Origin of the sequence: Streptomyces sp. NPDC001351 (assembly GCF_042896045.1) — a bacterium.
Lineage (GTDB): Bacteria > Actinomycetota > Actinomycetes > Streptomycetales > Streptomycetaceae > Streptomyces.
The window spans coordinates 607,107-631,593 of the sequence record NZ_JBIAWS010000006.1; the positions used below are offsets into that span (position 1 = coordinate 607,107).

Consider the following 24,487-nt stretch of genomic DNA (forward strand, 5'->3'; position numbering starts at 1 on the left):
CTCTCACCACGTCAGCCGGAACTCGGGGCGCGGCCCAGCGGGGTGCTCGGTGCCGAACTGCGCCACCAGCAGGCTCCGCTTGCGCCCGTCCAGGCCGAGCCGGCCGTCCAGCAGGTGCGTGAGCACGTCGTTCTGGATCCGGCCCGCCACCTCGACTGCCGCGGCGGCGAGGCAGGCCCGGTGCAGTGCGGCACCGGCGGCCGCCTGCTGCACGCGGTACCAGCGGGGACCGAACCGCTCCTCGGCCACCTCGGCGTCCCCCACCGGCAGCAGCCATACGTTCGCCGTGCGGGCGCCCTGCTGGGTCAGCGCGGCAAGGGAGGCTTCGCGCAGCACCTGGCGGGGGTTGCCGCCCTCGCCGACCGGTTCCAGCTGGTGCTCGTCGGGCAGGTAGCGGTAGGCGCCGTCCGGGACCCCGGGCACGTCGGCGATGACGCAGTAGAACTCGACCAGGTTCGCCGGGAGGTCCCAGCGCACCGGCCGGCCGTAGGCGGTGAGGATCGTGGCCAGGGTCCCGATCGGCATGGTCTCGCCGCTGAAGCCGCGCATCGCCGCACGACGGCTGCGCGTTCCGGCCCGCAGGTCCGCCTCCGCATGCGGCAGGCTGATCCGTTCGGTCTCCCGAGGGGGCGCGGACGGCAGTGGCTGCGGGGCCGGACGGCTCTCGGTGAGCACGGCCGCATGTGCGGCGAAGGCGCGCGGGAAGGCGGACAGCGCGGGGCCCTCGAACGCGGCGGGCACCGGTGCGACCAGCTCGACGACCGCGTGCACCCCCTCGCTGCGGGGGTCGAGCCCCAGCAGCTCGGTGAGGTCGGCGTCGGGGAAGCACAGCCGGGCCGTGGCGTCCTCGTCGGCGGCGACCACCAGCGCCTGGGCCACCTGGATCCCGGCCTCCAGGCAGGCGAGGCGGTAGTACATCTCGCCGTACTTGGCGGCCAGCCGCCAGAACACATTGGTCTGGACGAGGATCGTCGTGGCCGGCCGGGAAGCCGCCCAGCTGCGGTGGTCACCCGAACGCAGGCGCACCAGGTCGTGCCGGGCCGGGTCGTAGTAGTAGACGCCGGCGGGCACCTCCGAGTCGGGCCCGGCGATCACGTACCACTCGGCGCTGTAGCGGGCGCCCCCCGACGGCGTCGGACGCCGGGTCACCAGCCACTGCAGCGGATCGTCGTCCGGGATGGCCTCGAAGCTGTCGGTGAACGGCAGCATGTCCAGCGGGGTCAGCCACTGGGCCCGGGTGATGCCGCCGAGCTCGGCGAGCTGCCTGCCGAGCCGGTGCCCGGACTTCTCGGGCGGCCAGGGCAGCGGGTGCCGCGGTGCGCCCGGGTAGCTCTTGACCACCCGGGGCGGGTACGCCTCCGGGTTCGCCACCTCGGTCGGCGTGTGCACGTTCTCGTGGTAGCGGGTCGCCTCGTTGCTCATGGCGTCACACGCCGCACAGGTCGAAGGCGGTTCTGGTCAGGAGCAGCCGCAGGTGGGATTCCTGGGCCAGGCTGATGCCCAGCCGGTTGCACATCAGGTGCATGCACCGTTCCACGATCAGCTGCGGGACCAGGTGGTTGATGTGCTGCAGCACATCGGCGGGAGCCGCGAAGTCGGGGTAGGCGTCCAGCTGACCCAGCAACTCCAGTTCGACCAGGGTGTCGTTGGCTTCCCGCACGGTCTTCAGCCAGTTGCTCGCCACCGACGAGTCCGGCAGCGCCACCCCCCTGGTCGCCGCCCACACCGTCTCCAGGCCGGCGCGCAGCTGGTCCTTGTTGGCGTCGAAGTACCGCTCGAAGTCCGACGATTCCAGCAGCTGGGCCGCCGAGCCGCCGCTCTCGACCATGAACCGCGCCTGGTAGGCGAGTTCGGGCAGGATGCCGGTGAAGACCGTACGGTTGGCGGCCATCATGGCGAAGGCGTCCATGGCGCGCTGTCCCGGGGTCCGGCCGCGGGTGATCAGTTCGACCGCCAGCGCGCTGGCGGCCATGAACTGCTTCTCGACGGCCTCCAGTGCGCGGCCGGTGCCGAACACCGAGGTCTCGGGCACGTAGTCGATGAACGCGACCGAGTTGTCCGGGTGCAGCACCGTGTCGTAGTCGGTCATCTGCTCCAGCGCGGCGAGTGCGGCGGCGGACTCGGCGTAGCCCTGCTCGGTCAGTTCGGACCGCGACGGCGAGGTGCGGTAGAACTCCGCGGCCGTCTCCTCGATGGCCGAGCGGACCTCCGCGGCCTGCTCCGGGCGGGTGCGCACCCGCAGCCGGACGTGCGGGCCGCCCTCCCAGTAGCGGAGGAAGAAGAAGCCGTCGGCCAGCCCGGCTCGGCCCAGCCGTTCGACGACGGGCTTGACGACACCGACGATCACGGCGTCCTGGTCTCCGTGGTAGAAGAGGTGGGCGCTGACCCAACTGTGCTCAGACATATGTGACTCCGGGCTCGTTCAGTTCCACGATGTACTCCGCCACGTGCTCGCCGCGGACCTGGCCGGGGTCCGGCAGCATCTCGCTGATCTGCACGATCGCGTCGGGTTCGGCGAGTCGGCGTTCCAGGCCGAGCAGCAGCAGCGTGCTCGCGAAGTCCACGTAGTTCGGTTTGGTGTCGTTGCTCGGCCCCTGCGCGTGCTCGCCCTGGCCGAGAAAGGCCGGGTCGAGCACGGTGACGAAGCACCGCTCGGGGATGCCGTGTTCGGCCAGCCAGGCGGCCGTTCTCAGCATCCAGGCCGGTGCGGTCTCGGCGTCGGCCCGCCGGGGCAGCCGGTCCGCGCGGGTCATCCACATGGCGCGGCGCAGCACCACGTTGCCCACCATCAGCCGGGGCAGGTGGCGCATGCCGTCGTCCGACCGTGGGTCCGAGGTCATCCTCAGCTCGGTGTGCGCACCGAACCAGGTGTTGGACTCGCCGAATGCCTCGATCATGAAGCGAGCGGCGGGCGGCAGCAGCCGGTCGGCTCCGAGGCCCGGGTGCACCGGGCAGATCCGCCTGCCCAGCCGCCGCGACACCAGCGCGAGCAACCCGTCGTCACCGCTGTGCACGTAGAGGTCGTTGACCGGTACCCGGTCGTCGTCCCCCCGCGTGCTGCGGACACCGGGATAGTCGACGACCAGCGGGACGCCCGGCTTTCTGACGTTGACGGCGGAGCGGGCCACGGCCTCGAACTCGGCGAAGAGCACGTCGTCGCGGTGCGCGGCCAGCCCCGGTTCGTCCGGGACGTCGGCGTGCAGGTCGAGCACGTCCAGGATCTGCCGTACCCGGTTGCGGCCGCGGCCGAAGCCGCAACCGATGCTGTTGACCACCAGTTCCGGCCCGCGCAGGGCGTCGGCGACCTGGCAGTAGACCGCGAGCGACGTCGGTGTGCGCGCCCAGTCCGGCCATTCCTTGGCCAGCGTGCGCACCTCCTCGGGGTCGACGCGGACCACGCCGTCCCCGTCGGGCCTCCGCTCGCCCAGCAGCCGCTTGACGGCGGTGCGCAGGCGGTGCAGCTCGCGCACGGCCTCGACCGGGCTGTCCGCGGCGGCGAACCGGCTGTGCGCGAGGAGCGACCCGGGCCCGGCCGGCCCCGAAGCGGCGCCGGCGGACTGCGCGGCCAGCACGTCCCGGTAGAACACCAGCAGCGGGATCTGCGCGCCGGCCGGGTAGCGGCTGCGGAACATCTCGCTGAGGGTGAGCTTGAACGGCAGGTCGGGACCGATCAGGCCGAGCAGTGTGCGCACCGCGTCGAGGTCGTCCAGCAGCGGCCGCCAGCCCTCCCGGTCCAGCACGGCCGTCGTTCCGGGATGCACGGCGTTCTCGTAGAAGCTGTACCGGGCGAACTCCTGGGCCATCTTCGGGCTGTGGGCGTGGGCGTGGTCGCCCACCTCGCGCAGCGCCGTGTCCAGCCCCCGGACGACGGCGTCGCGGACGGCTACGCGGTCGCCGGGCTCGGTGACCGCCGGGTAGCTCGCCAGGGCCTCGGCCACCCCCAGCAGGGTCCGGTCCAGCCGTTCCAGGCCGGGCTGCCGGCGCTGCTGCAGCCAGGCCCGCAGGTCGGCGACCGGGTCCGCGGACTGGTCGGCGAGCGGCGGGACCAGTTCCAGCAGACCCAGCGTCACCAGCCGACGCAGGAACACGTCGACCTGGTGTCCGTCGGCCGCCAGGGCCAGAAGCTCGCCGCGCAGGTCGTCGAACGTGCTCTGGTGCGTGGTCAGTTCCAGCACCCGGCGCAGGGTCGGGGTGAGCGCGAGGGTGTGCACGTACTCGCCCGGCCGACGGCCCAGGAACAGCAGGGCGCCGTCCAAGGCCGTGGCGCTGGGGTTGATCCGGATCCGGCAGCCGCCGACCAGCTCGGGGCGCTCGCAGACCGCGCGCGCGATCCGGTGCAGCGATCCGACGCTCGCCTCGGTCGCGGTCACCGCGGTGAGCTGCCCCCCGGCCGGCTGGACGAGGTCCTCGGCCCGGCCCCAGGCGGCCAGGCCGCTGCTGGTGAACGTGGAGTACGGGCTGGTCTTCGCCGCGGAACGGGCCAGGTACTGCGCCAGGCGCAGCACGGTCTGGCGCTGCGGCGCGCGACCGGTGTCGAACCACTTCCGCAGGGACAGGAACATGTCCGGGTTGGCGTGCACGAGACCGAGCTGGAAGGCGGGCAGCCGGGCCGCGGCGAGCAGGGACTCGTAGCTCGCGGCCCAGTCCTGTTCGAGCTGCTGCGGCAGTGCCGCGAGCAGGCGGTCGCGTTTGTCGAGCCGCGCCGTCCATTCCCGTACCGGGCCGGCCAGTTCGGCGGGGAGGCCGGCCAGCCGTGCCGGGCCGACGCGTCGGCCGCGGTGCACGGCCCTGCGTACCGCGACGAGCCTGGCCTTGAGTTCGCCGTCGCCGGTGGCGCCGACCGCCGCGTGCAGCAGGTCCGACAGCTCGCCGGCCGCTGCGGCGATCTCGGCGCGCAGCGGCACCAGGCGGGTGGCGGTGCGCCAGCTCTGCGCGCAGCGCAGTCCTTCCAGTGCGGCGAGCGGGCTGCCGGCGAGGCGGACCACGGCGGCCGGGGCGAGCACGTACCGCTCCGGCTCGGGGCCGGCTTCCTGCGGCCTGTCCATCACTGAGCCCCCTCCGGTTCGACGGGCACGATCACGCGACCGCCCGGCCCGGTCCTGGCCAGCAGGATCTGGAAGACCGGGGCGTGGCGTTGTCCGGTGAGTCCGAGGGCCGCGCGCACTCCGTCGGCGTGGTAGGCGTTGACGATCCGGCCGGAGACTCCCTGCGCGGCGGCCGCGACGCACACTCGGTGCGCGAGCAGCCCGGCCTCCTGGTTGAGCACCCGGTAGCCGCGGTCACCGAAGGTGTCGAACGCCCAGTCGCGGTCGACGACGAGATGGACGACGGCGTTCATGTTCCGGAAGACCGGTCCGGGGATGGTGACGCGTTCGATCGAGGTGAGGGCGTCCGTGCCGCCCTGCCTTGTATCGGGGGTCGCCGGGCGGACCGGGTGCAGCGCGCCGGTGCCCTGGTCGAGCCGGTAGCAGCCCGCGGGTATGCCGGTCAGGTCACCGACGGTCAGGAAGATCTCCACCGGCACCGGCGCACCCGCCGGGACGGCATCGCTGCTGACCCCGGTACGGACCCGGGCCAGCCGTGCCCACAGTTCGGCTCCGTCGATCTGCGAGGCGACCGGCCGGAAGATCCCGGGACCGGAATCGCGGGCGCGCAGCACCTCCGCGAGGTCCACTTCCTCAGCCGCCGTCCCGGGCAGGGCCAGGGGTTCGGCGGCGGGCAGCGCGGGCTCGGCCGGTTCGGCCGTCGCGAAACCCCCGGTGTCGGTGCGGAAGGACGCGCGGTTGACCGCCGTCAGCGTCGGACACGCCTGCGCGACCCGCAGTCCGCTGCGGACCACGTACGGCTCTATCGGGTCGATGGTCCCGGCCAGTGCCGCCGCCGTCTCCACCACCTCCCGGCGCCGGATTCCGGGGTCGGCACCGGCGAGGTGCAACGGCAGGACCACGAGCGCCGGCTCCTCGTCGGGGTCGAGCCCGAGCAACTTGTTGACCGGCTCGTCGACGAACTGGTGGTGCACGTGGGCCCGCAGGCCCATGGACTGCGCCACCAGGTCGAGGTTCCCGGTGAGCAGACCGGCCTCCTGGGTGCACAGCCGGTAGGCGTAGTCGCGGTAGATGTAGGCGGCCTTGGAGAACAGTCCGGAGAGCACGAACACGGCCTGAGGCGGCGCCCCCGTGCTTCCGGTCGCCCTGGCCAGCAGCTCCCGGTGGTCCCCGGCGCGCAGCTGCACCAGCGAGTGGTGCGGGGCGTCGTAGTGGTGGACGCCGTCGGGCAGGCACACGTACAGCTGGACGGCGAACAGGCAGCGCGCCGACGCGACCATCCGGTGGTAGGGCCAGGTGCCGTTGGTGTCGAACTCCTGCCGGGAGATGCCGTAGCCGTAGCGCAGCAGCGTGGAGAGCGCCTGCTCGTCGAGCGCCTCGACCTCCGTCAGCCGCCTGGGCACCCTGGTCGTCAGCGGGCGCCGGGGCAGACCCCGGTAGATCTTGAACTTCAGCGGCTCGTCCGGGTTGGCGTACTCCGACTGCCGGGTCTCCATCGCCTCGGCGAGGTCCTCCAGGCTGACCCGCAGGAACTCCCGGCCCACGAGGGCTTCGTGCTCGATCACGGCTTCCTCGCTCACGGCTGCCCCGGTCACGGGAAGGGATGCGGGTGCGGGTTGCGCACCTCGGGCAGCCTGGGCAGCCCGGTCACCCGCCGGGCCGTGTGTCCGAAGGTCATCGGCACCGACCCCGGTGCCATCACCTTGACGCATGTGAAGCCTCCAGCTGTCTGTTCCATGGAGGTGGTGTCGACGGCGACGACGTCCATGCCCGCCGCCGCGAAGCGCCGGACGGACTCGTCGAGATCCGCGCCGATGTCGGTGTTGACCGGCCACTGCCAGCGTTCGAGCCCCCGCTGCCAGGTCGATGTCACCGGGTCGTCGAGCAGGAACGCGTAGCGGTCGAAGGTGTCCGGATCGGCCGCGCAGAGCAGGTGGTCGGCCATCGACACGACCTCGTCCGGGTGGCCGGCCAGATGCCGGGCGCGCTCGCTCCAGCCCGGGTCGAGCGCGAGGATCGTCACGTACTCGACTGTCTGGCTCAGCTCGTGCAGCGCGGCCAGGATCGCCTCGGCCGGGCGCAGTCCGCTGCCGCCGGTCGACACGGCCCTGGGCCGGCCGGTCCCGGTGACGTCCTCGGCCAGCGTCCAGAACGACGGGATCCCGTGCTCCCGAGTGGAGTCGAAGACGTGCACCCGGTACCCCTGGCGCTCGATGCGCTCGGCCACCAGCGGGATACGGCGATCGGGCACCGTGGCGAGGTCGATGCGGGGCAGGGGAATCTGCCGGTACCAGGCCATCAGGAACGCGTCGCGTTCGGCGACCTCGAGGACGCCGTGCAGCACGGCCTCCTCGTAGCAGCCCCCGAGCGCGAAACCGCTGGAGATCTCGCAGGCGAACCTGCGCTCACCGGCGGGCATCGGCGACCGGTGGTAGACGAAGCTCTCCGGCACCAGCACCGGCCGCCCGCGGCCGAAGGAGTACCCCCACACCCAGTCGGTCACCGCGTCCTCGGTGAACGGCCGGTAGGGGAAGTCCGGAGTCAGGAACCGGTCGTCGGGATACAGGCCGAGCGAGCGCGGATCGATCGCGGCAGCGGCCACGTCGGCGTAGCCGGCCCTGACACCGGTCCGCCGGGCGGGCGCGTACGCGGCGAGCCGTTCGAGCGACTCGGCCACCGCGATGGACCACGCGGAGGCGAAGTCCCGGGTGCGGCCGTAACCGGCCGGCTCCATCGGGGCACCGGGTACGGCCATGACGGCCCCGGTGAACGGAAAGGCGTGCTGCGTGTAGGAGGTGACCGAAGGGATCAGGCCGCTCTGCTCGTCGACGTAGGCCGCCCGGAGTGCGCCCTGGTCCAGCGGGCGGACGCGGCTCGACTCCGGCGACAGCTTCGGCCGCGCCTCCCGGACGGGCCTAGCCGCCTGCTCGGTGTCGGCCGGCAGCACCGAACACGCCGGACAGTGCGGATCGTTGAGGAAACCGTGGCGGGACAGCGCGAGCGTGGCCGTGTCGACGATCCAGAACCGCTGGGCCCCGGGCCGGGCCGCGGCCAGCCCGGCGACGGTGTCGGCCAGGAAGCTCGGCAGCTCCCGGTCCGGCGCCACGGCTGCCATCTCGGCGGCGCGTTCGGTGGAGGCCGACGCGGCACGACGCGTGCGCAGGCACTCCGGGCAGCCCGGCGCCCACGGTCCCACGACCACCTGATGTGGTTCGCGGAGCACCTGCGGCTGGTCAGCCATGGACGACCACGGCACGCACCACGAACGGACAGGCCCGGGCCACGGAGGCATCGTGGTCCAGCGGCACCGCGACCACCCGGCCGCCTTCCCGCGTCAGCCCGGCCACGACCTCTTCCAGGGTCGCCGAACGGGGCCGCACCCCGGCCGCGTCCTCGGCGGCCGGCCCGCGCAGGGCCACGGGCAGCTCGGGCACGGGCACCGGCGCGTAACCGGGCTGGTCCGTGGCCCGGGCCTGGTAGGCGAGCAGGGTCCGCTCCAGTCCCTGCTCCAGCGCCACGCCCGCCTCCAGATCGCTGACGTACGCGACCGTTCCGGTCGGGGTGGTGAACGCGAACGTGGGCAATCCGAGCAGGCCGGACAGATCGTGGACCTCGAAGGACTGCTCGACGATCCCCAGCAGCTTCAGGTAGCGCTCACCGCGCGGGGTCAGCTCCGCGGTGTCCGGGTCCAGCCGCGGCAGTGGTCCGGAGGCGGTCGAAAGTGCCTCCGCGACGCGGTCGTTGGCCGCTGCCACCACCGCGGCGCGCACGGCGTCGGACCAGTCCTGCCCACTGGCCGCGGTCCGCGCGGGGAAGACCTCCGCGGCGTCGACCGCGACCTGTTCACCGGTCAGCACGTCCAGGCCGTACAGCCTCTCGCCCTTGCGGGAGTCGGCCATGACGGCCGCGTAGCGCTCGAACGCGTGCCGGACGGCCCGCTGGCGCGACTCGACCACGGTCTCGCCGCAACCGTGGACCGGGAAGGGGCCACCGGCCAGACCGACCGGGTCGGAGACCACGACCTCGCTGACGAACAGGGGCAGTTGCTCGTAGTCGCGCTCGGTGACCTCGGCGAACACACCGGTCCGCGGGTCGACGAAGTCCACCGCGCGCCGGGCCAGTTCCTCGTCGTCGACCGGCGCCGTGGCGGCCAGGGCGGTCAGCCGCGCCGGGTCGTCGGGAACCACGGGCCGGGCGAGCGGGTGCGGCAGGAACGCGTGCTTCGAGGTCTCCAGCGTCTCCAGGTCGAACCGCACCAGGTGACCGGCCCCGCTGCCCTCGTCGATTCCGGTGAGATGGCGGAACGCCGCGAAGCACAGCTGGTTGGCGACCAGCGCGACGGTGGGTCCGCGCAGGAACCCGCTCGGGGCCACCTCAGGGTGGTCCCGCAGATCCGCGCCGGTCAGGTCCGATGTGAGTGCGGACAGTCGACGCCACGCCGAATCCCACGCGCCGGCGTCGTCGTCCTTGCCGATCACCGGGCCGACCCACGCCTCGTCACCCGCCACCACCGCCTGCGCGAACGCGGCACCCGCGGCGACGGCGGCTGCGGGCAGCAGCCGGGCACGTTCGATCATGGGGCGGTCGGCGACGTGCAGCACCATGGTGGCGTCCGCGGTCACCTGGTCCAGCCGCCGGGTGTCGGCCTCCAGATAGGCGATCCGCTGTTCCGGGTCCCGTTCACGGGACGCGGCCAGGTGCTCGGCGACGCGGTCGCGATCGAAGGGCGACTCGGCGAACGGTGCGAGCCGTACCGTACGCACACCGGCGCGCAGCTGCGAGTTGACCAGGGCCTGCAGCAGCGGACCGGATCCGGTCAGCACGAGGGAGCTGTTGCGGTAGGACTCGAAGCGCAATTCCGGCGAATCGGTGAAGTACTCGATGAAGGAGATGTTGGCCGCGTAGGTGGTGGCCAGCTCGCCGGACAGGGTGTGCGGACGGTCGTCCAGCACATTTTTTACGTATCCCTTGCCCTGCAGAAGCATAATCAGTTTCGCCAGTGCGCTACGGCTGGATTCCGGCACGGCGGCGCACAGCTCGCCGAGTGTCCTGGTGCCGTCGAGCATCGGCGCGATCCGCTGGATGAATTCGTACGTCGACGCGCCCTTGAGTATTGACCCGCCCAGGTTGCTGCGGATGTACGCACCCTCCGGAACGCGCATGACGTAGACGTCACCGCGCAGTCGTGGCCGTATCCGCTCCACATCGACTCCCATGACCACCGCTTCTTTGCAAATTCATTGACAACTGGCCAGCAGGAAGGGCCGAGAGCCACCCGGTCCCTTTTGGTGAACACGCACCGGCTAGAGCACATGTGCCGAGAATTCAGCGCCCGATCAGGTGCAGGAGCAGCAGGGACAGCAGCAGCAGCAGCTGCTCTGGCCCTTTGACGCGGACAGCTCCGTGAGCCCGTAACCGGCCGTCACGGACGCGGGCACCACCTCGCCCAGGTCCACCAGCTCGAAAGCGCTGTCGTCCAGCACCAGGCTGTCGAAGTCCTCCATGTCTTTCACCTCCTTCGCCTGTCTCGTGCGGAGCGCATCTGTCGGGGCAGGCCCCGGATCAGGTGCAGGAGCAGCAGGGGCAGCAGCAGCAACAGCTGCTGGCGCCGCCGGAAGCGGACAGCTCCGTGAGGCCGTAGCCGGCCGTCACCGACTCGGGCACCACCTCGCCCAGGTCCACCAGCTCGAAGGCGCTGTCATCCAGCACCAGCTCGTCGAATCCCTCCATGTCTTTCACCTCCTTCCGGCGTACGGCCGGTGCGGGTCCCGATCGGGACCGGCACCGACGGTCAGAGTGCTTTCACCTCCGGCAGAACCTGGTCACAGAAGAGCTCCAGGGTCTGCCGAGCTTCGGGGAGCGGCATCGCGCCGAAATCGACCTGCCACAGGATCTGGTCGACGCCGCCGATGTCCTCGTTGAAGGCGCGGATGCGGTCGATGACCGTGGCCGGCGATCCGACGATCGCGCCGCCTTCGGTGTAGAGCTTCTTGGGCTGCATGCCGCGCAGCATCCAGCCGAACCCGGAGTAGCCGCGGTAGGCCGAGGACTCACGCCTGTCCCAGGGGCTCACCGCTTCCGCCCATACGTCGAGGTAACGACGCAGGTAGGTCTCCGCGATCTCGGCCGCGCGCTCGTCGGTCTCGGCGACCACCAGCGGCAGGCTGGCCGAGACCCGGGGCCGCCGTTCCGAATCACCGTGCGCCGCCTGGAAGGCGTCGCGGTAGAGGGTCAGTTGGGCGCGGAACTCGTGCGGCGAGATCATCGGCGTGATCAGCAGCCCGAGCCCCTCCGTGCCCAGCCAGGTGAAGCTGTCCGGTGTGCGCACCGCGGCACCCCACATCGGCGGGTGCGGCTGCTGGGTGGGCCGCGGCAGGCCGGTCACGTCGCGGTAGGAGAAGAACGGCGTCTGCTCGCTGACCTTCTCCTCGGTCCAGATCCGCCGCACCGCGCGGATCGTCTCGCGGAACCGGTCGACGCTCTCGTCCATCTCCACGCCCAGCGCGTCGAACTCGTCCGGCAGGTACGCCCGGGCGAACCCCACGTCGAGCCGGCCACCGCTGATCGCGTCCACCTGCGCGGCTTCCGCCGCCAACTGGATCGGATGGTGGAAGACCGGCAGGACGCATCCCGTGATCAACCTGACCGAGCTCGTCCGAGCGGCCACCGCGGACAGGAAACCCAGCGGGCTGGGGCAGTAACCGCCGTAGTGATGGAGGTAGTGCTCGGTCATCTTGACCGAATCAAGGCCACCCGCCTCCGCCTGGACCGACAACTCAAGCGCGTCGCTGAAATAGGTCTGCGGAGATTTCATCTCCGGCGTGCAGTCAGGAAGAAAAGAAAGCCCGAAGCGCACCGATACCACACTCCATATATCCGCCGGATGAATTCCGGAGGTTCACTGCCCGAACACCGGGGACTGTCGGCACGCCACCAGGTGTTTCGGCGCTGACGCTACATGGGGGCACTGGGGCCGTCAATTACGCTCCGGCATTTTTACGAACCTCAAATAAAGCTCAAATCCGGCCCGGGTATCCTCGGGGATACTTACGGTGCCTGGGGTGCGTTATTGACGCCAATGCGCGCCACTGGAAATGTTGGCGGCAATTGGCGGCCATTGACCGTGGCCTTGCGGGCCGGCCGGACGGGACGGACCGGCGGGGGCGACTCCTTTCCTTCCTCCGCACGCGCGAAGCCGCGCCTCGGGCACGTGCAGTCGATGTTGTGTTGTGTGCGGTCTCAACGGGCGCGCGAGGGTCGCTTGGGCGTCCGAAATATTCGTCCTGCTCGATTTATTTGGATGTGTGACTATGACCTCCGCCATCGAGACGAACGACGTCGCCCATACCGGCGGGCAGCCGCTGGTGCCCGACCGGCGGAAATCCGTTCAGCTCGTCGAGTTCACCGCGATGCAGGGGGTCCGGTACAGCGTCACCCTCGGCTACCTCAAGGCGGCCGCGATCGCCGACCCCGTACTCGACGCGGCCTGCGACTTCCGGATCAGCGTGCGCGAGCAGAGCGGCGGGGAGCAGGCGACGAAGGAACTGCTCGACACCTGGGACGAGCCGTTCGTCGTCGCGCTGACGGTGTTCTTCTGGAACCGCGCCCAGTCCCTGGAGCTGGCCCGTCAGGTGAAGGAGCGCTGGCCGGACTGCCGCGTCGTCGTCGGCGGCAACGATGTCAGCTACCAGCAGGAGCCGCTGTTCGCCGAGGCGCCCTGGCTGGACGTGCTGGTGCACGGCGAGGGCGAACTGCGCTTCCGCGACCTGCTGCACGCCTTCCTGACCGACGGGGACCTCGCCGCGATCCCAGGCATCAGCCACTGGCGCGACGGCGCCGTCGTCACCAACCCGGACGCGGACCGCATCACCGACCTCGACCAGATCGTCTCGCCGATTCTCACCCCCGTGTACTCGGACGAGGAGATCACCGGCTCATCCATGATCGTCTACGAGACCAACCGGGGCTGCCCGTACGGGTGCGCCTTCTGCTACTGGGGAGGCGCGACCAACTCCAAGGTCCGCCAGTTCGACCTGGAGCGGATCTTCGCCGAGCTGGACCGGCTGATCCGGCTGATGCCCCAGGACGCGACGCTGTTCATCGCGGACGCGAACTTCGGCATCCTCGGCCGCGACCGGCAGATCGCCGAGCACATCGTGGAACTCAGCCGGCGCTACGGCAAGCGGCTGATCGTCAGCACCAACTGGGCGAAGAACGGCAACGAGCGCATCGTGGAGATCGCGAGCATGCTGCACGCCGCCGAGCTGACCGGTGCGATCACACTGTCAGCACAGTCCTTCGACGCGGACGTGCTGAAGATCGCCAACCGCGCCAACATCCGCACCGACCACTACCGTCGGCTGCTGTCCCGCTTCCGCGAACTCGACGTACCCACCTACACCGACCTCATCTGGGGCCTGCCCGGTGAGACGTTCGACTCGTACCTCAACGGCATCGAGGAGGTGCTGACCGCGGGCGGGTCTCCGGTGATCTATCCGTTGCTGCTGCTGAACAACACCGAGTACTCGCGCGACTCCTTCCGGAACGAACACGCGTTGAGGACGCGCTGGATGCCCGCCGACATCACCAATCCCGAACTCGTCGCCGACGTGGTCGTGGAGCACGGGTGCATGACCGCCGACGAGTGGGTGCGGGGCATGGAGTTCCGGGTGTCCATGACGCTGTTCCAGAAGATCCTGCTGCGCTGCGCGCTCCGCGTCCTCCATACGACCACGGGCGTCCGCATGGTGGACCTGTGCCGGCAGCTGTGGTCATTCCTGCTGGACGACTGTGCCGACCCGTTCCTGCGTGCCGTGGCGCGCGACGTCTCCGCCGTCTACCGGGACCCGTCCTCCCTGGACATGGCGATGCTGAAGACGGTCATGGGCAACCGGCCCATCGTGCCCGAAGAGGTGCACTACCAGGCGTTGTTGTGCCGCGCCGTGCGCACCGGGCGGGCCACCGCGGACCTGCTCGGCGCGGCGGTCGACCACCTGTGCACCTGGCTGGCCGGCACCGGGTTCGAGGTCGACCGCGTTCTGGTCGACGGCGCGCTGACCCTTGACATCGCGGCGACGACGATCCTGCGCGCGAGTCTGCACGGGGAGCTCTCCGAGACGGACTTCGCCGTCCCGAGGCGGGGCTGGGACCTGCTCGTCGCTTCCGGGGACGTGCCGTCGAGCCTCGACACCGGCAACCAGGGGAGCATCGTGCGCGGCACGGTGTGGGCGCCGCCGCGCTGGATCCACTTCCCGATCAGCGTCTACGCGCTGTCCATCTGGCACGGTACCGGCCGGCCGCTGTACGACCTGCTGTTCGCTCTGCCCGACGAGCTGCCGGCCGTCGCGTGAACCGTGCGCACCCGCCGGGCCCGGTCCCCTGGGGTACCGCCCTTATTGACAGCCTTTTGTCACGACAACATCATGAACACATCACATGCACCACCTGACCAAGGGTGCATCGTGCGCACCACGCGCCGCCCGGGATGACTCATATCCCTCTCAAGGCGGCTGCTGCGCCCCATGAGTAACGAGGGGGACCATGACCACCGAACGCCCCGTCCACAGCCCCGACAGCACCTGCCGCGCCATCATCGACCAGATCAGCGACAAGTGGTCGATGATCGTCATGGAGGTCCTCGAAGAGCCGAGGCGGTTCAATGAGATCAAGCGCCACATCGACGGCGTGACCCACCGGGTCCTGACCCAGACCCTTCGTCGCCTGGAGCGCAACGGGATGATCACCCGCCGGGTGCTGCCGACCTCACCGGTCGGGGTCGAGTACTCCCTCACTCCACTCGGCGAATCCCTGAGGGAACCGTTCAACCGGTTGCACGACTGGACCGTCGCCAACACAGACCAGATCCGGGCGCACCAGATGGCGTACGACCGGCGGGCGCGCTGCTGCCCGGACCAGGACTCCTCAGTGCCACACCGGCCGCATGGACCGGAACCCTCCTGATCCGGCGACGGGCACGCGGCCCCGTTTGATACGCGAATGTGGGACCGGAGTGCCCCAGCCGGCAACGAACGCAGACCCGGACGTTCATCGAAGGGCTGCTGGAAGGCCCGCAGCGCGTTCGGCCCGCCGGAAGATACGTCCGGCCCCGACAGAGACAAACCAGTTCAGGAACCTGACCGCGATAGCGGACAAGATCCCTGAACTGGTTTGCGAGGCGTCACGGTGTCATCGGCATGGGCCTGCAGCCCGGTCAGCACGGCTCGCCGGACTGGCGCGCCGACATCAGCGGAACAACCCACAGACCGTCTGCACGGCCCGTGCTCCACCGGTTGGTCTCGCCACGGACGCCCCTGGTCGTATCACACGGCCTAGAAGGCGCTGTTGTTGCAGCCCGTGGACGAGCCGACGTGGCTGTTCTGCCCGCCCGAGTTGCCCTCGCCGTTGAGCGCGTTGCCCAGCGCGCCGTTGAGGATGCCGACCTGGCCGAGGACGTCGACGTTCAGGTCGTGCGACTTGCATTGGGAGCTCTGCAGGACGTTGCCGCCGTGACCGTCGTCCCCGGTGGCGGTTGCGGTGCCGGCGCTCAGGAGTCCAACGCTGCCGAGGGCAACTGTCAGGACGGCGGCCTTGAGAAGCTTGTGCATGTCATCTCCGTTGGGAGCGAGGTGAGTGCGATCCGTAAGGGATCGATTCCGTACAGTGACATGACGTTAATATGAAAAATCGCGACATCGTCCATTGACACGCCGGAATCTGCGATCGGTCGGCAAGGCCGCGCGATCAGAGGGTGAGCAGCTCCTCGTGGAACCCGCCGAACTCCCGCTCACGGTCGATGAGATGGACCTCCAGGATCCAGTGGCAGGTGCGCCCGGCCTTGTCGGTGCGGCGCAGGGGGGTGTCGTTGGCGGGGGTGATGTACGACTCCGCGTCCGCTCCGTCGATCCGTTCGTGCGGGAACTCCCCGACCAGATGTCCGGCGTGCCAGCCGCCCAGCTCCCACCCTGCCTGGGCGGCCCGCCGCTCCACCTCGGCGTAGAGCCGCTTGCCGGTGATGCCGGGATCGGCCTCGAAGAAGCGGCGGCCCGCAGCGAAGATCTTCGGCAGGTCGTCGCGGAGCCGTTGCTTGACCGGGTCGTCGCCGAGGACGAAGGTCCGGCCGAAGTCGGCCTCGTACTCCTCGAAGACCGGCCCGAAGTCGGCGAACACGATGTCGTCGGCGCCGATCACCCGGTCCGGCGGATTCTCCCTGTACGGCCTCAGCGTGTTGGGGCCGGAGCGCACGATCCGCTTGTGCCAGTGCCGGGTCGTGCCGAACAGCTCGTTCGCCAGGTCCCGGATCCGGTCGCTGACCGCCCGCTCCCCCTGCCCGGGCGCGACCAGCCCGCGCTCCTCGATCTCCGCGAAGAGCCGCACGGCCTTCGCCTGGGCGTCCAGCAAGCGCGCCGCACGCGTGGGTTCGTCATCGTCCGCCATGGGGCCGAACGTAGTGACCCGGATCGTTCACGGCAACGACTGCCCAGGGGCGGGGCCTCCGGTCGCCGTCACGTCCACGTGGGGTATCCGCCGTCCACGCGTATGGCGTCGATGCCGCTGATGTAGCGGGCACCGCAGCGGTCCTGGGGCAGGACGAGCTGGGCGCCGGCGCGGTCGAGCGGGGTGGCGTCGAGGGTGACCGCCAGCAGGACGGGGGCGCGGCCGAAGTCGGGGTCGATCTCGGCCCAGGAGAGCAGGGCGTGGTGACCGTCGGTGCCGTGTACGGCGATGAGGAAGCGGAGGCGGTCCTTGCGGCGGGCGGCATCGAAAACGGGCCCCGCGTCCATGAGGACCTCGTGCAGGAGCGGGCCGGTGAAGGTGTGCTGCCGACCGCCGCTCGTCGCGCACTCGAAGGCGACCTCGGCGCGGTGCTGGGGCCAGGCGAGCAGGTCGGGCACCGTCAGCCGGGCCGGTCGGTCCAGGTCTCCGGTGAGGACGAGTTCCGCCGCGGGTCCGGCGGCCGTACGGGCAGCTGCGAGGGTCTGGCTCACGGGCTACCACCTCCCGCATGACCGTACCCGGACCAGCCTCCCGTACAAACGCACATGCCATGCCAGCAGATCACAGTTCCGGCTCATGCGATGCGACAGCAGACTTTCGCCTTGCATCTGCGGCAGTATCATCGGCGCATGCACACCTACCGGATCGGGGACGCCGCCGCCTTACTCGGCGTCAGCCCCGACACCGTGCGGCGTCTGGTCGACGCGGGGAGGCTGACCGCCGAACGCGACGAGCTGGGCCACCGGATCATCCCCGGGCCGGCTCTCGCGGCCCACGCCCGCGAGACACACCGGGCGGAGCGGGAGTCCACCGGCTCCTCGGCCCGCAACCGGTTCTCCGGCATCGTCACCGAGGTGATCCTCGGGGACGTCTCCGCGCAGGTGGAGATCCAGGCCGGACCGTTCCGGGTGGTGGCCATGGTCAGCCGCGAGTCGGCCGAGGAGCTGAGGCTGGAACCCGGTGTTCCGGCGGTTGCCGTGATCAAGTCGACCAACGTGGTCGTCGAGAGACCGTAGAGAAGGTCGCAAGACCGTAGCTGGGTCCGTCAGGACCTCGAGGGAGTGGACCCGTGATGACCCGTTGTGCGCGTCGGACCCGCCGGATGCTGCAGGTGACCGGTGTGAGCGCCGCCGCGCTGCTGGCCCTGAGTGCCTGTTCGTCCTCCGACCCGAACTCCGCCAAGTCCGACACCTCGGCGTCGGCGTCCTCGTCGCCGAAGCTGTCGGGGACGGTGACCGTCTTCGCCGCCGCCTCCCTCAAGGAGAGCTTCACGACGCTGGGCAAGGAGTTCGAGAAGGCCCACCCGGGCACCAAGGTGACCTTCAGCTTCGGTGGCAGCGACACCCTCGCCGCGCAGATCACCGGCGGCGCCCCTGCCGACGTCTTCGCCGCGGCGAGCCCCAAGACGATGAAGATCGTGACCGCCAAGGGTGACGCGGTGGGCACGCCGGCCACCTTCGTCCGCAACCAGCTGGAGATCGCCACCCTGCCGGGCAACCCCGACAAGGTCGCCTCCCTCAAGGACCTCACCAAGTCCTCGCTGAAGGTCGTGCTGTGCGACAAGACGGTGCCGTGCGGCGCCGCCGCCCAGAAGGCACTCGACGCGAGCAAGCTGAAGCTCACCCCGGTCTCCTACGAGCAGGACGTCAAGTCCGCCCTGAACAAGGTGGTGCTGAAGGAGGCCGACGCCGCGGTCGTCTACAAGACCGATGTGAAGGCGGCGGGCAGCAAGGTGCAGGGCGTGGAGTTCCCCGAGTCCGCCGACGCCGTCAACGACTACCCGATCACCCTGCTCAAGGACGCGCCCAATGCCGCGGCGGCCAAGGCGTTCATCGCCCTGGTGCAGTCCGCCGAGGGCCGGCAGGTCCTGACCGGGGCCGGGTTCCTCAAGCCGTGACCGCTGCCTCCCCGGACAAGGCCGCAGCCGCGGACACCCTGAGCGGTGGCCCGCGGCGGCGCCGCGTCCTCAGGGGCGGTGCTCCGCTGCCTCTCCTCGTTCCCGCGCTGATCGGCCTGGCGTTTCTGGTCCTGCCGCTCGTCGCCCTGCTCATCAGGGCCCCGTGGCGGAGCATGCCCGACCTGCTGACCAGCACCGAGGTGTGGCAGGCACTCCAGCTCTCCCTGGTCTGCGCGACGGCGGCGACCGCGGTGAGCCTGGTGCTCGGGGTGCCGCTGGCCTGGCTGCTGGCCCGCGTCGAGTTCCCGGGACGCGGTGTCGTACGGGCCCTGGTGACCCTGCCGCTCGTGCTGCCGCCGGTGGTGGGTGGCGTCGCGCTGCTGATGGCGCTCGGGCGCAACGGGGTCGTGGGGAAGTGGCTGGACTCCTGGTTCGGCGTCACCCTCCCCTTCACCACCGCCGGAGTCGTGGTCGCCGAAGCCTTCGTGGCCATGCCGTTCCTCGTCATCAGCGTCGAGGGCACCCTGCGCGCCGCCGACCCGCGTTACGAGGAGGCGGCCACCACGCTCGGTGCGTCCCGCTTCACCGCGTTCCGCCGGGTCACCCTGCCGCTCATCGCCCCCGGCGTCGCCGCGGGCGCCGTGCTCGCCTGGGCCCGTGCGCTCGGTGAGTTCGGCGCGACGATCACCTTCGCCGGGAACTTCCCCGGCCGCACCGAGACCATGCCCCTCGCCGTCTACCTCGCCCTCCAGAACGACCCCGAGGCGGCGATCGCCCTCAGCCTGGTCCTGCTGGCGGTGTCGATCGCCGTGCTGGCGGGGCTGCGAGACCGCTGGATGACCCCCTCATGACCGACATCGACAAGGCCACCGTGGGCGCCCCCACCCGCACCGGCGAGGGCCTCGACGCCCGGCTGCGGGTCGAGCGCGGCTCCTTCCGCCTCGACGTGACGCTGAGCGCGGCACCCGGTGACGTCGTCGCCCTCCTCGGCCCCAACGGCGCCGGCAAGACCACAGCCCTGCGCGCCCTGGCCGGGCTCGTGCCGCTCACCGGCGGCCATCTGCGCCTGGACGGCGAGGAGTTGGACCGTACGCCGCCCGAGTCCCGCCCGGTCGGCGTCGTCTTCCAGGACTACCTGCTCTTCCCGCATCTCACCGCGCTGGACAACGTGGCCTTCGGGCCGCGCTGCCACGGCGCCACCAAGGCCGAATCCCGCGCACAGGCCGCCGTATGGCTGGAACGCATGGGCCTTGCCGACCACGCCGGGGCCAGACCCCGCCGCCTCTCCGGCGGCCAGGCCCAGCGCGTCGCACTCGCGCGCGCCCTGGCCACCAACCCCCGCCTCCTGCTCCTCGACGAACCGCTGGCCGCCCTCGACGCCCGCACCCGCCTGGACGTGCGCGCCCAGCTCCGCCGTCACCTGGCCGACTTCGAGGCCGTCGCCGTACTCGTCACGCACGACCCCCTGGACGCCATGGTCCTGGCCGACCACCTGGTCGTCATCGAGGACGGCCGCATCGTCCAGGAGGGCACCCCCGCGCACATCGCCCGCCACCCCCGCACCGACTACATCGCCCACCTGGTCGGCCTGAACCTCTACCGAGGAGAGGCCGAAGGCCACACGGTCCGCCTCGACGGCGGCCCCGGCATCACGACGGAAGAGGACCTCACCGGCCCCGTCTTCGTGGCCTTCCCGCCCAGCGCGGTCACCCTCTACCGGGACCGCCCCACCGGCGCCAGCGCCCGCAACCTCTGGCGTGGCGAGGTGGCGGGCCTGGAGACCCACGGCGACCAGATCCGCGCCGCCCTCACCGGCGAACTCCCCCTCGCCGCCGACCTCACCACCGTCGCCGCGGCGGAACTCGACCTGCACCCCGGCGCCACGGTCTGGGCGGCGGTGAAGGCGGCTCAGACGCACGCCTATCCCGCCTGAGGGCCACCGAGGCCTCGAGCGCCCGCGACACCGCCAGGCTTTTGTTCTACTGAACCTTGACGGCCTTCCGCCCTTCTGTAGAGGATTTCGGTATCGGCAGGTGCCCCTGCGGCGCGAGGAGGCGCTCGGCATGGTGGTGGTGTCCTTCGACCGGAGCCCGGAGACGTACCGGCACTGGAAGCTGCGGACCGACGGGCCGGTCGCCTGGCTGGAGCTGGACGTCGACGAGCAGGGCGGGCTCGTTCCGGGGTACGAGCTGAAGCTGAACTCCTACGACCTTGGCGTGGACATCGAACTGTACGACGCGCTGCAGCGGCTGCGGTTCGAGCACCCCGAGGTGCGGGCGGTGGTGCTGACCAGCGCCAGGGAGAAGGTGTTCTGCGCCGGGGCGAACATCCGGATGCTCGCCACCTCCCCGCACGCGTGGAAGGTGAACTTCTGCAAGTTCACCAACGAGACCCGCAATGCCATGGAGGACGCCTCCGAGCACTCGGGCCTCACCTTCATCGCCGCCGTCAACGGGTCGTGCGCGGGCGGCGGTTACGAGCTCGCGCTGGCCTGCGACCGGATCCTGCTGATCGACGACAACTCCTCGGCGGTGGCGCTGCCCGAGGTGCCGCTCCTCGGGGTGCTGCCCGGCACCGGCGGGCTGACCCGGCTGACCGACAAGCGCCGGGTGCGCAGGGACCTGGCCGATGTCTTCGCCACCCGCAGTGACGGTGTGCGGGGCAAGACGGCGGTGGACTGGCGGCTGGTGGACGAGGTCGTGCCACGGCGGGAGTTCCGTGCGGTCGTCGAGCAGCGGGCGAGGGAGGCGGCTGCCCGCAATTCCCGTCCGGCGGACACCCACGGCATCGCACTCGCCCCGCTGGCACGGGAGATCAATGAGCACGGGGTCTTCCACCGGTACGTGCGCGCCGAGTTCGACCGTCCGGCCGGGGTCGTCCACCTCACCGTACGAGGGCCCGACGACGACAGCGGGGAGGGCTGGCTGCTCACCCTCACCCGCGAACTCGACGACGTGATCCTGCATCTGAGGACGAACGAGCCCGAGCCGGGCACCTGGGTCCTGCGCACCGAGGGCGACCCGGAGCTCGTACTCGCCCATGAACAGCGGCTGTTGAGCACGAGGGACCACTGGCTCGCGAACGAGATCCTGCACTACTACAAGCGCACCCTGAAGCGGCTGGACGTCACCAGCCGCAGTCTCGTCGCGCTGATCGAGCCGGGCGGCTGCTTCGCCGGGCTGCTGCTCGAGCTCGCCCTGGCCTGCGATCTGCAGTACATGCTGGACGGGCCGCCGATCGACGACCCGGACAGCAGGGCGAGAGCCCGACTCACCCTGTCCGCGGCCAACTTCGGAGTCTTCCCCATGGGCAACGGGCTGTCGCGGCTCCAGTCCCGCTTCTACGGCCGGGACGACCACCTCGACTGGCTGCACCGGGAGGCCGGGCAGCCGCTGAGCGCAGCCCGGGCGCGCGAGCTGGGTCTCGTCACCGACGCACCCGACGACATCGACTGGGAGGACGAGGTCCGTCTCGTCCTGGAGCAGCGGGCGGCGCTGAGCCCGGACGCGCTGACCGGGATGGAGGCCAACCACCGGTTCGTCGGACCGGAAACCATGGAGACCAAGATCTTCGGTCGGCTCAGCGCCTGGCAGAACTGGATCTTCGCACGCCCGGGCGCCTCGGGTCCGGAAGGCGCGTTGCGCCGGTACGGCACCGGGCGGCGGGCGGTCCACGACCGGAAGCGGGTGTGACCCGATGCCCACGGACATCGACTACGACTCCAGGATCCCCAACAATGTCGGCCTCGCCGACGACCGCCGGCTGCGGCGCGCCCTGGAGGGCTGGCAGCCGAAGTTCCTCGACTGGTGGGGCGAGATGGGCCCCGCCCTGGAGAACCACGGCGTGTATCTGCGTACGGCCGTGTCGGTCGGCCGGGACGGCTGGGCGCACTTCGACCACGTCAACGTCCCCGACTACCGGTGGGGCATCTTCCTGGCGGAGCCCACCCCCGACCGGCGCGTGGCCTTCGGCGAGCACCAGGGGGAACCGGTGTGGCAGCAGGTGCCCGGTGAGTACCGGGCCGATCTGCAGCGGCTGATCGTCATCCAGGGCGACACCGAACCGGCCTCGGTGGAGCAGCAGCGCCTGCTGGGGCTGAGCGCGCCGAGCCTGTACGACCTGCGCAACCTCTTCCAGGTCAACGTGGAGGAGGGGCGGCACCTGTGGGCGATGGTGTACCTCCTGCACGCGTACTTCGGCCGGGAGGGCCGTGAGGAGGCCGAGGCGCTGCTGCACCGCAACTCCGGCAGCCCCGACTCGCCGCGCATTCTCGGCGCGTTCAACGAGGAGACCGCCGACTGGCTCGCCTTCTACATGTTCACGTACTTCACCGACCGGGACGGCAAGTACCAGCTCGGTTCGCTGAAGGAGAGCGCCTTCGACCCGCTGTCGCGGACCTGCACCTTCATGCTGAAGGAGGAGGCGCACCACATGATGGTCGGGACGACGGGCGTCGACCGGGTGGTCACCAGGAGCGCCCAGCTCTCCCGCGAGCACGACACGTTGGACATCGCCGCGTGCGGCGGCATCCCGCTCGGCGTCATCCAGAAGTACCTCAACTTCCACTACACGGTGTCCCTGGACCTGTTCGGCAGCGAGACCTCCACCAACGCGGCCAACTACTACACGGCGGGGCTCAAGGGCCGCTGGCAGGAGGAGCGGCGCACGGACGACCACCAACTCACCGAGGACGGCGTCCGGTTGGACAGGCCGGCCGGGGACGGGACCTGGGCGGCCGACGAGGTCCCGGCCCTGCTCGCCCTCAATCTCGATCTGCGCGACGAGTACATCGCCGACTGCAGGACCGGCGTCAACCGCTGGAACCGCATCCTGGAGGAGCACGGCATCGACTTCCGGCTGCAGCTCCCGCATCCCGGCTTCAACCGGCACGTCGGCCTCGCCGCCGGACACCACATCACACCCGACGGCACCATCGTCGAGGAGGAGACCTGGGAGGCGAGCCGCCGGCACTGGCTGCCGACCACCGAGGACCTGGCGTTCGTACGGTCGTTGATGCAGCTGGTGTACGAGCGCGGGAAGATCGCGAGCTGGGTGGCCCCGCCGGTGAACGGCATCAACGGCAAACCGTTCGACTACGAGTACGTCCGACTGGTGTGAGGCGGCCTTGACGCAGACGATCGACGGCCCCCGCGACACTCCCGGCGGAGCTAGCCTTCGAGCTCCTCCCAGCGCCGCTGCGCCGCGGTGGTCCACTCGGCACGCCTGCCATGGAACAGCTCCGTCGCCCGGGCGCCGCTCCAGCCCGTGGGCAGCAGCTTCGGGGGCAGGCGCGGGTCGAGGAAGGGGAAGCGGCGCCATTCGTGCACCAGCTTGGTGAGGTCGTGCAGGACGGCGTCGCCGTCCGCCGGGTGCAGGCCGGTGAACTCGTCGATGAACGCCTCGTACCGCTCCTCCACCTCGCTCAGGTCCCAGGCCCGGGCGACCATGGCGGCCTCGCTGCCCACGGCGCCGTAGGCCGCGGTGAAGGACATCGCGCCGTCGGCCAGTCCCAGTTCCTTCAGGACGCCGAGCGCCTCCGCCTCACGGTCGGTACGGGGCGTGATCCACACCCCGGGCTCCGGGGAGCCGAAGCCGGCCCAGCTGAGCCGGGTGCGGACGCGGTGGCGCAGGTCGCGCTTGGCCTCCGGTACGGAGACGAGGACCACCAGCCAGGTGCCGTCCCAGACGCGCTCCCCGCTGCCGAAGTCGTAGATGCGCTGCGCGCCCTCGGTCAGCAGCCGCCGCCCGGGCGGGGTGAGCGCCCAGCGCACCCGGCGGCCCACCCGCTCCGAGGCCAGCCAGCCCTCCGCGGCCGTGCGGGCGAGCGCCTGACGCGCCGACTTCTCCTCGACTCCGAACAGCGCCAGGGCCTCGACCAGGGCGGACGTCCACACCGGGCGACCGTGGGGCAGGACGTACTCGCCGAGCACGGTCATCAGCAGTGACCGCGCGCTCGTGTCACCGACCTCCCGGCGCCGGCTGACCACCGGCCGTGCGGACGCGTCCTTCGCCATGCCTACACAATATCTTGTCGCAGCGCGAACAATCCGTA

General features: G+C 70.8%; 21 protein-coding genes. 8 read left to right on the plus strand and 13 right to left on the minus strand.

The window, feature by feature from the left end:
• Positions 1-3 precede the first annotated feature (3 nt).
• The 9 genes from ACFY1U_RS25030 to ACFY1U_RS25070 all read right to left on the minus strand — a co-directional run bounded on the left by ACFY1U_RS25030 (position 4) and on the right by ACFY1U_RS25070 (position 11,901).
• Positions 4-1,422, minus strand: a complete 1,419-nt coding sequence (locus ACFY1U_RS25030) for a nitroreductase family protein (protein ID WP_390696341.1) — start codon at positions 1,420-1,422, stop codon at positions 4-6.
• Positions 1,423-1,426: 4 nt separating this feature from the next.
• Positions 1,427-2,404 carry a thiopeptide-type bacteriocin biosynthesis protein gene (locus ACFY1U_RS25035; RefSeq protein ID WP_390696342.1) on the minus strand — a complete coding sequence of 326 codons (978 nt, stop codon included), beginning with the start codon at positions 2,402-2,404 and terminating at the stop codon, positions 1,427-1,429.
• Complete coding sequence (locus ACFY1U_RS25040) at positions 2,397-5,045, minus strand: lantibiotic dehydratase (RefSeq protein WP_390696343.1); 2,649 nt, start codon at positions 5,043-5,045, stop codon at positions 2,397-2,399. Before ACFY1U_RS25040 ends, ACFY1U_RS25035 begins: the two co-directional genes overlap by 8 nt.
• Complete coding sequence (locus ACFY1U_RS25045; RefSeq protein WP_390696344.1) at positions 5,045-6,625, minus strand: SagB family peptide dehydrogenase; 1,581 nt, start codon at positions 6,623-6,625, stop codon at positions 5,045-5,047. Before ACFY1U_RS25045 ends, ACFY1U_RS25040 begins: the two co-directional genes overlap by 1 nt.
• An 11-nt stretch (positions 6,626-6,636) precedes the next feature.
• Positions 6,637-8,286 (minus strand): TOMM precursor leader peptide-binding protein, encoded by a 1,650-nt coding sequence (locus ACFY1U_RS25050; protein WP_390696345.1) that lies wholly within the window; start codon positions 8,284-8,286, stop codon positions 6,637-6,639.
• The gene (locus ACFY1U_RS25055; protein ID WP_390696346.1) at positions 8,279-10,261 is read right to left on the minus strand and encodes a hypothetical protein; all 1,983 of its coding nucleotides are present in this window, start codon (positions 10,259-10,261) and stop codon (positions 8,279-8,281) included. The genes ACFY1U_RS25050 and ACFY1U_RS25055 overlap by 8 nt, the downstream gene beginning before the upstream one ends.
• A 120-nt stretch (positions 10,262-10,381) precedes the next feature.
• Complete coding sequence (locus tag ACFY1U_RS25060) at positions 10,382-10,549, minus strand: thiomuracin/GE37468 family thiazolyl RiPP peptide (protein WP_232646937.1); 168 nt, start codon at positions 10,547-10,549, stop codon at positions 10,382-10,384.
• Between the two features lie 58 nt (positions 10,550-10,607).
• The gene (locus ACFY1U_RS25065) at positions 10,608-10,775 is read right to left on the minus strand and encodes a thiomuracin/GE37468 family thiazolyl RiPP peptide (RefSeq protein WP_232646936.1); all 168 of its coding nucleotides are present in this window, start codon (positions 10,773-10,775) and stop codon (positions 10,608-10,610) included.
• A gap of 61 nt (positions 10,776-10,836) precedes the next feature.
• Positions 10,837-11,901 carry an LLM class flavin-dependent oxidoreductase gene (locus ACFY1U_RS25070; RefSeq protein ID WP_390696347.1) on the minus strand — a complete coding sequence of 355 codons (1,065 nt, stop codon included), beginning with the start codon at positions 11,899-11,901 and terminating at the stop codon, positions 10,837-10,839.
• Positions 11,902-12,355: 454 nt separating this feature from the next.
• Between ACFY1U_RS25070 and ACFY1U_RS25075 the strand changes: the two genes are divergently transcribed.
• A complete protein-coding gene (locus tag ACFY1U_RS25075; RefSeq protein WP_390696429.1) occupies positions 12,356-14,395 on the plus strand; it encodes a radical SAM protein in 2,040 nt (679 codons plus the stop codon).
• Between the two features lie 190 nt (positions 14,396-14,585).
• A complete protein-coding gene (locus tag ACFY1U_RS25080; RefSeq protein ID WP_390696348.1) occupies positions 14,586-15,005 on the plus strand; it encodes a winged helix-turn-helix transcriptional regulator in 420 nt (139 codons plus the stop codon).
• A 368-nt stretch (positions 15,006-15,373) separates the two neighbouring features.
• Here ACFY1U_RS25080 and ACFY1U_RS25085 read toward each other — a convergent pair whose 3' ends face one another.
• From ACFY1U_RS25085 to ACFY1U_RS25095, 3 genes are all read right to left on the minus strand, one after another.
• Complete coding sequence (locus ACFY1U_RS25085; protein WP_390696349.1) at positions 15,374-15,649, minus strand: hypothetical protein; 276 nt, start codon at positions 15,647-15,649, stop codon at positions 15,374-15,376.
• 136 nt (positions 15,650-15,785) lie between these two features.
• On the minus strand, positions 15,786-16,478 hold the full coding sequence (locus tag ACFY1U_RS25090) for a M24 family metallopeptidase (protein ID WP_390696350.1): 693 nt from the start codon (positions 16,476-16,478) through the stop codon (positions 15,786-15,788).
• 68 nt (positions 16,479-16,546) lie between these two features.
• Positions 16,547-17,029: a molybdopterin-dependent oxidoreductase gene (locus ACFY1U_RS25095; protein ID WP_390696351.1), complete on the minus strand. Its 483-nt coding sequence runs from the start codon at positions 17,027-17,029 to the stop codon at positions 16,547-16,549.
• Between the two features lie 138 nt (positions 17,030-17,167).
• Between ACFY1U_RS25095 and ACFY1U_RS25100 the strand changes: the two genes are divergently transcribed.
• From ACFY1U_RS25100 to boxB, 6 genes are all read left to right on the plus strand, one after another.
• Positions 17,168-17,554, plus strand: a complete 387-nt coding sequence (locus ACFY1U_RS25100; RefSeq protein WP_390696352.1) for a molybdopterin-binding protein — start codon at positions 17,168-17,170, stop codon at positions 17,552-17,554.
• A gap of 56 nt (positions 17,555-17,610) precedes the next feature.
• Positions 17,611-18,435 carry a molybdate ABC transporter substrate-binding protein gene (gene modA / locus ACFY1U_RS25105; RefSeq protein WP_390696430.1) on the plus strand — a complete coding sequence of 275 codons (825 nt, stop codon included), beginning with the start codon at positions 17,611-17,613 and terminating at the stop codon, positions 18,433-18,435.
• Positions 18,432-19,286 carry a molybdate ABC transporter permease subunit gene (gene modB, locus ACFY1U_RS25110; RefSeq protein WP_390696353.1) on the plus strand — a complete coding sequence of 285 codons (855 nt, stop codon included), beginning with the start codon at positions 18,432-18,434 and terminating at the stop codon, positions 19,284-19,286. The genes modA and modB overlap by 4 nt, the downstream gene beginning before the upstream one ends.
• Entirely contained in the window at positions 19,283-20,368 is a 1,086-nt protein-coding gene (locus ACFY1U_RS25115) for an ABC transporter ATP-binding protein (RefSeq protein WP_390696354.1), read from the plus strand. Before modB ends, ACFY1U_RS25115 begins: the two co-directional genes overlap by 4 nt.
• A 100-nt stretch (positions 20,369-20,468) precedes the next feature.
• Complete coding sequence (boxC, locus tag ACFY1U_RS25120) at positions 20,469-22,127, plus strand: 2,3-epoxybenzoyl-CoA dihydrolase (protein ID WP_390696355.1); 1,659 nt, start codon at positions 20,469-20,471, stop codon at positions 22,125-22,127.
• A gap of 4 nt (positions 22,128-22,131) precedes the next feature.
• Entirely contained in the window at positions 22,132-23,553 is a 1,422-nt protein-coding gene (gene boxB / locus ACFY1U_RS25125) for a benzoyl-CoA 2,3-epoxidase subunit BoxB (protein ID WP_390696356.1), read from the plus strand.
• Positions 23,554-23,603: 50 nt separating this feature from the next.
• On the opposite strand, the gene ACFY1U_RS25130 is transcribed toward boxB, so the two are convergent.
• Entirely contained in the window at positions 23,604-24,449 is an 846-nt protein-coding gene (locus ACFY1U_RS25130; protein WP_390696357.1) for a PaaX family transcriptional regulator C-terminal domain-containing protein, read from the minus strand.
• Positions 24,450-24,487 lie beyond the last annotated feature (38 nt).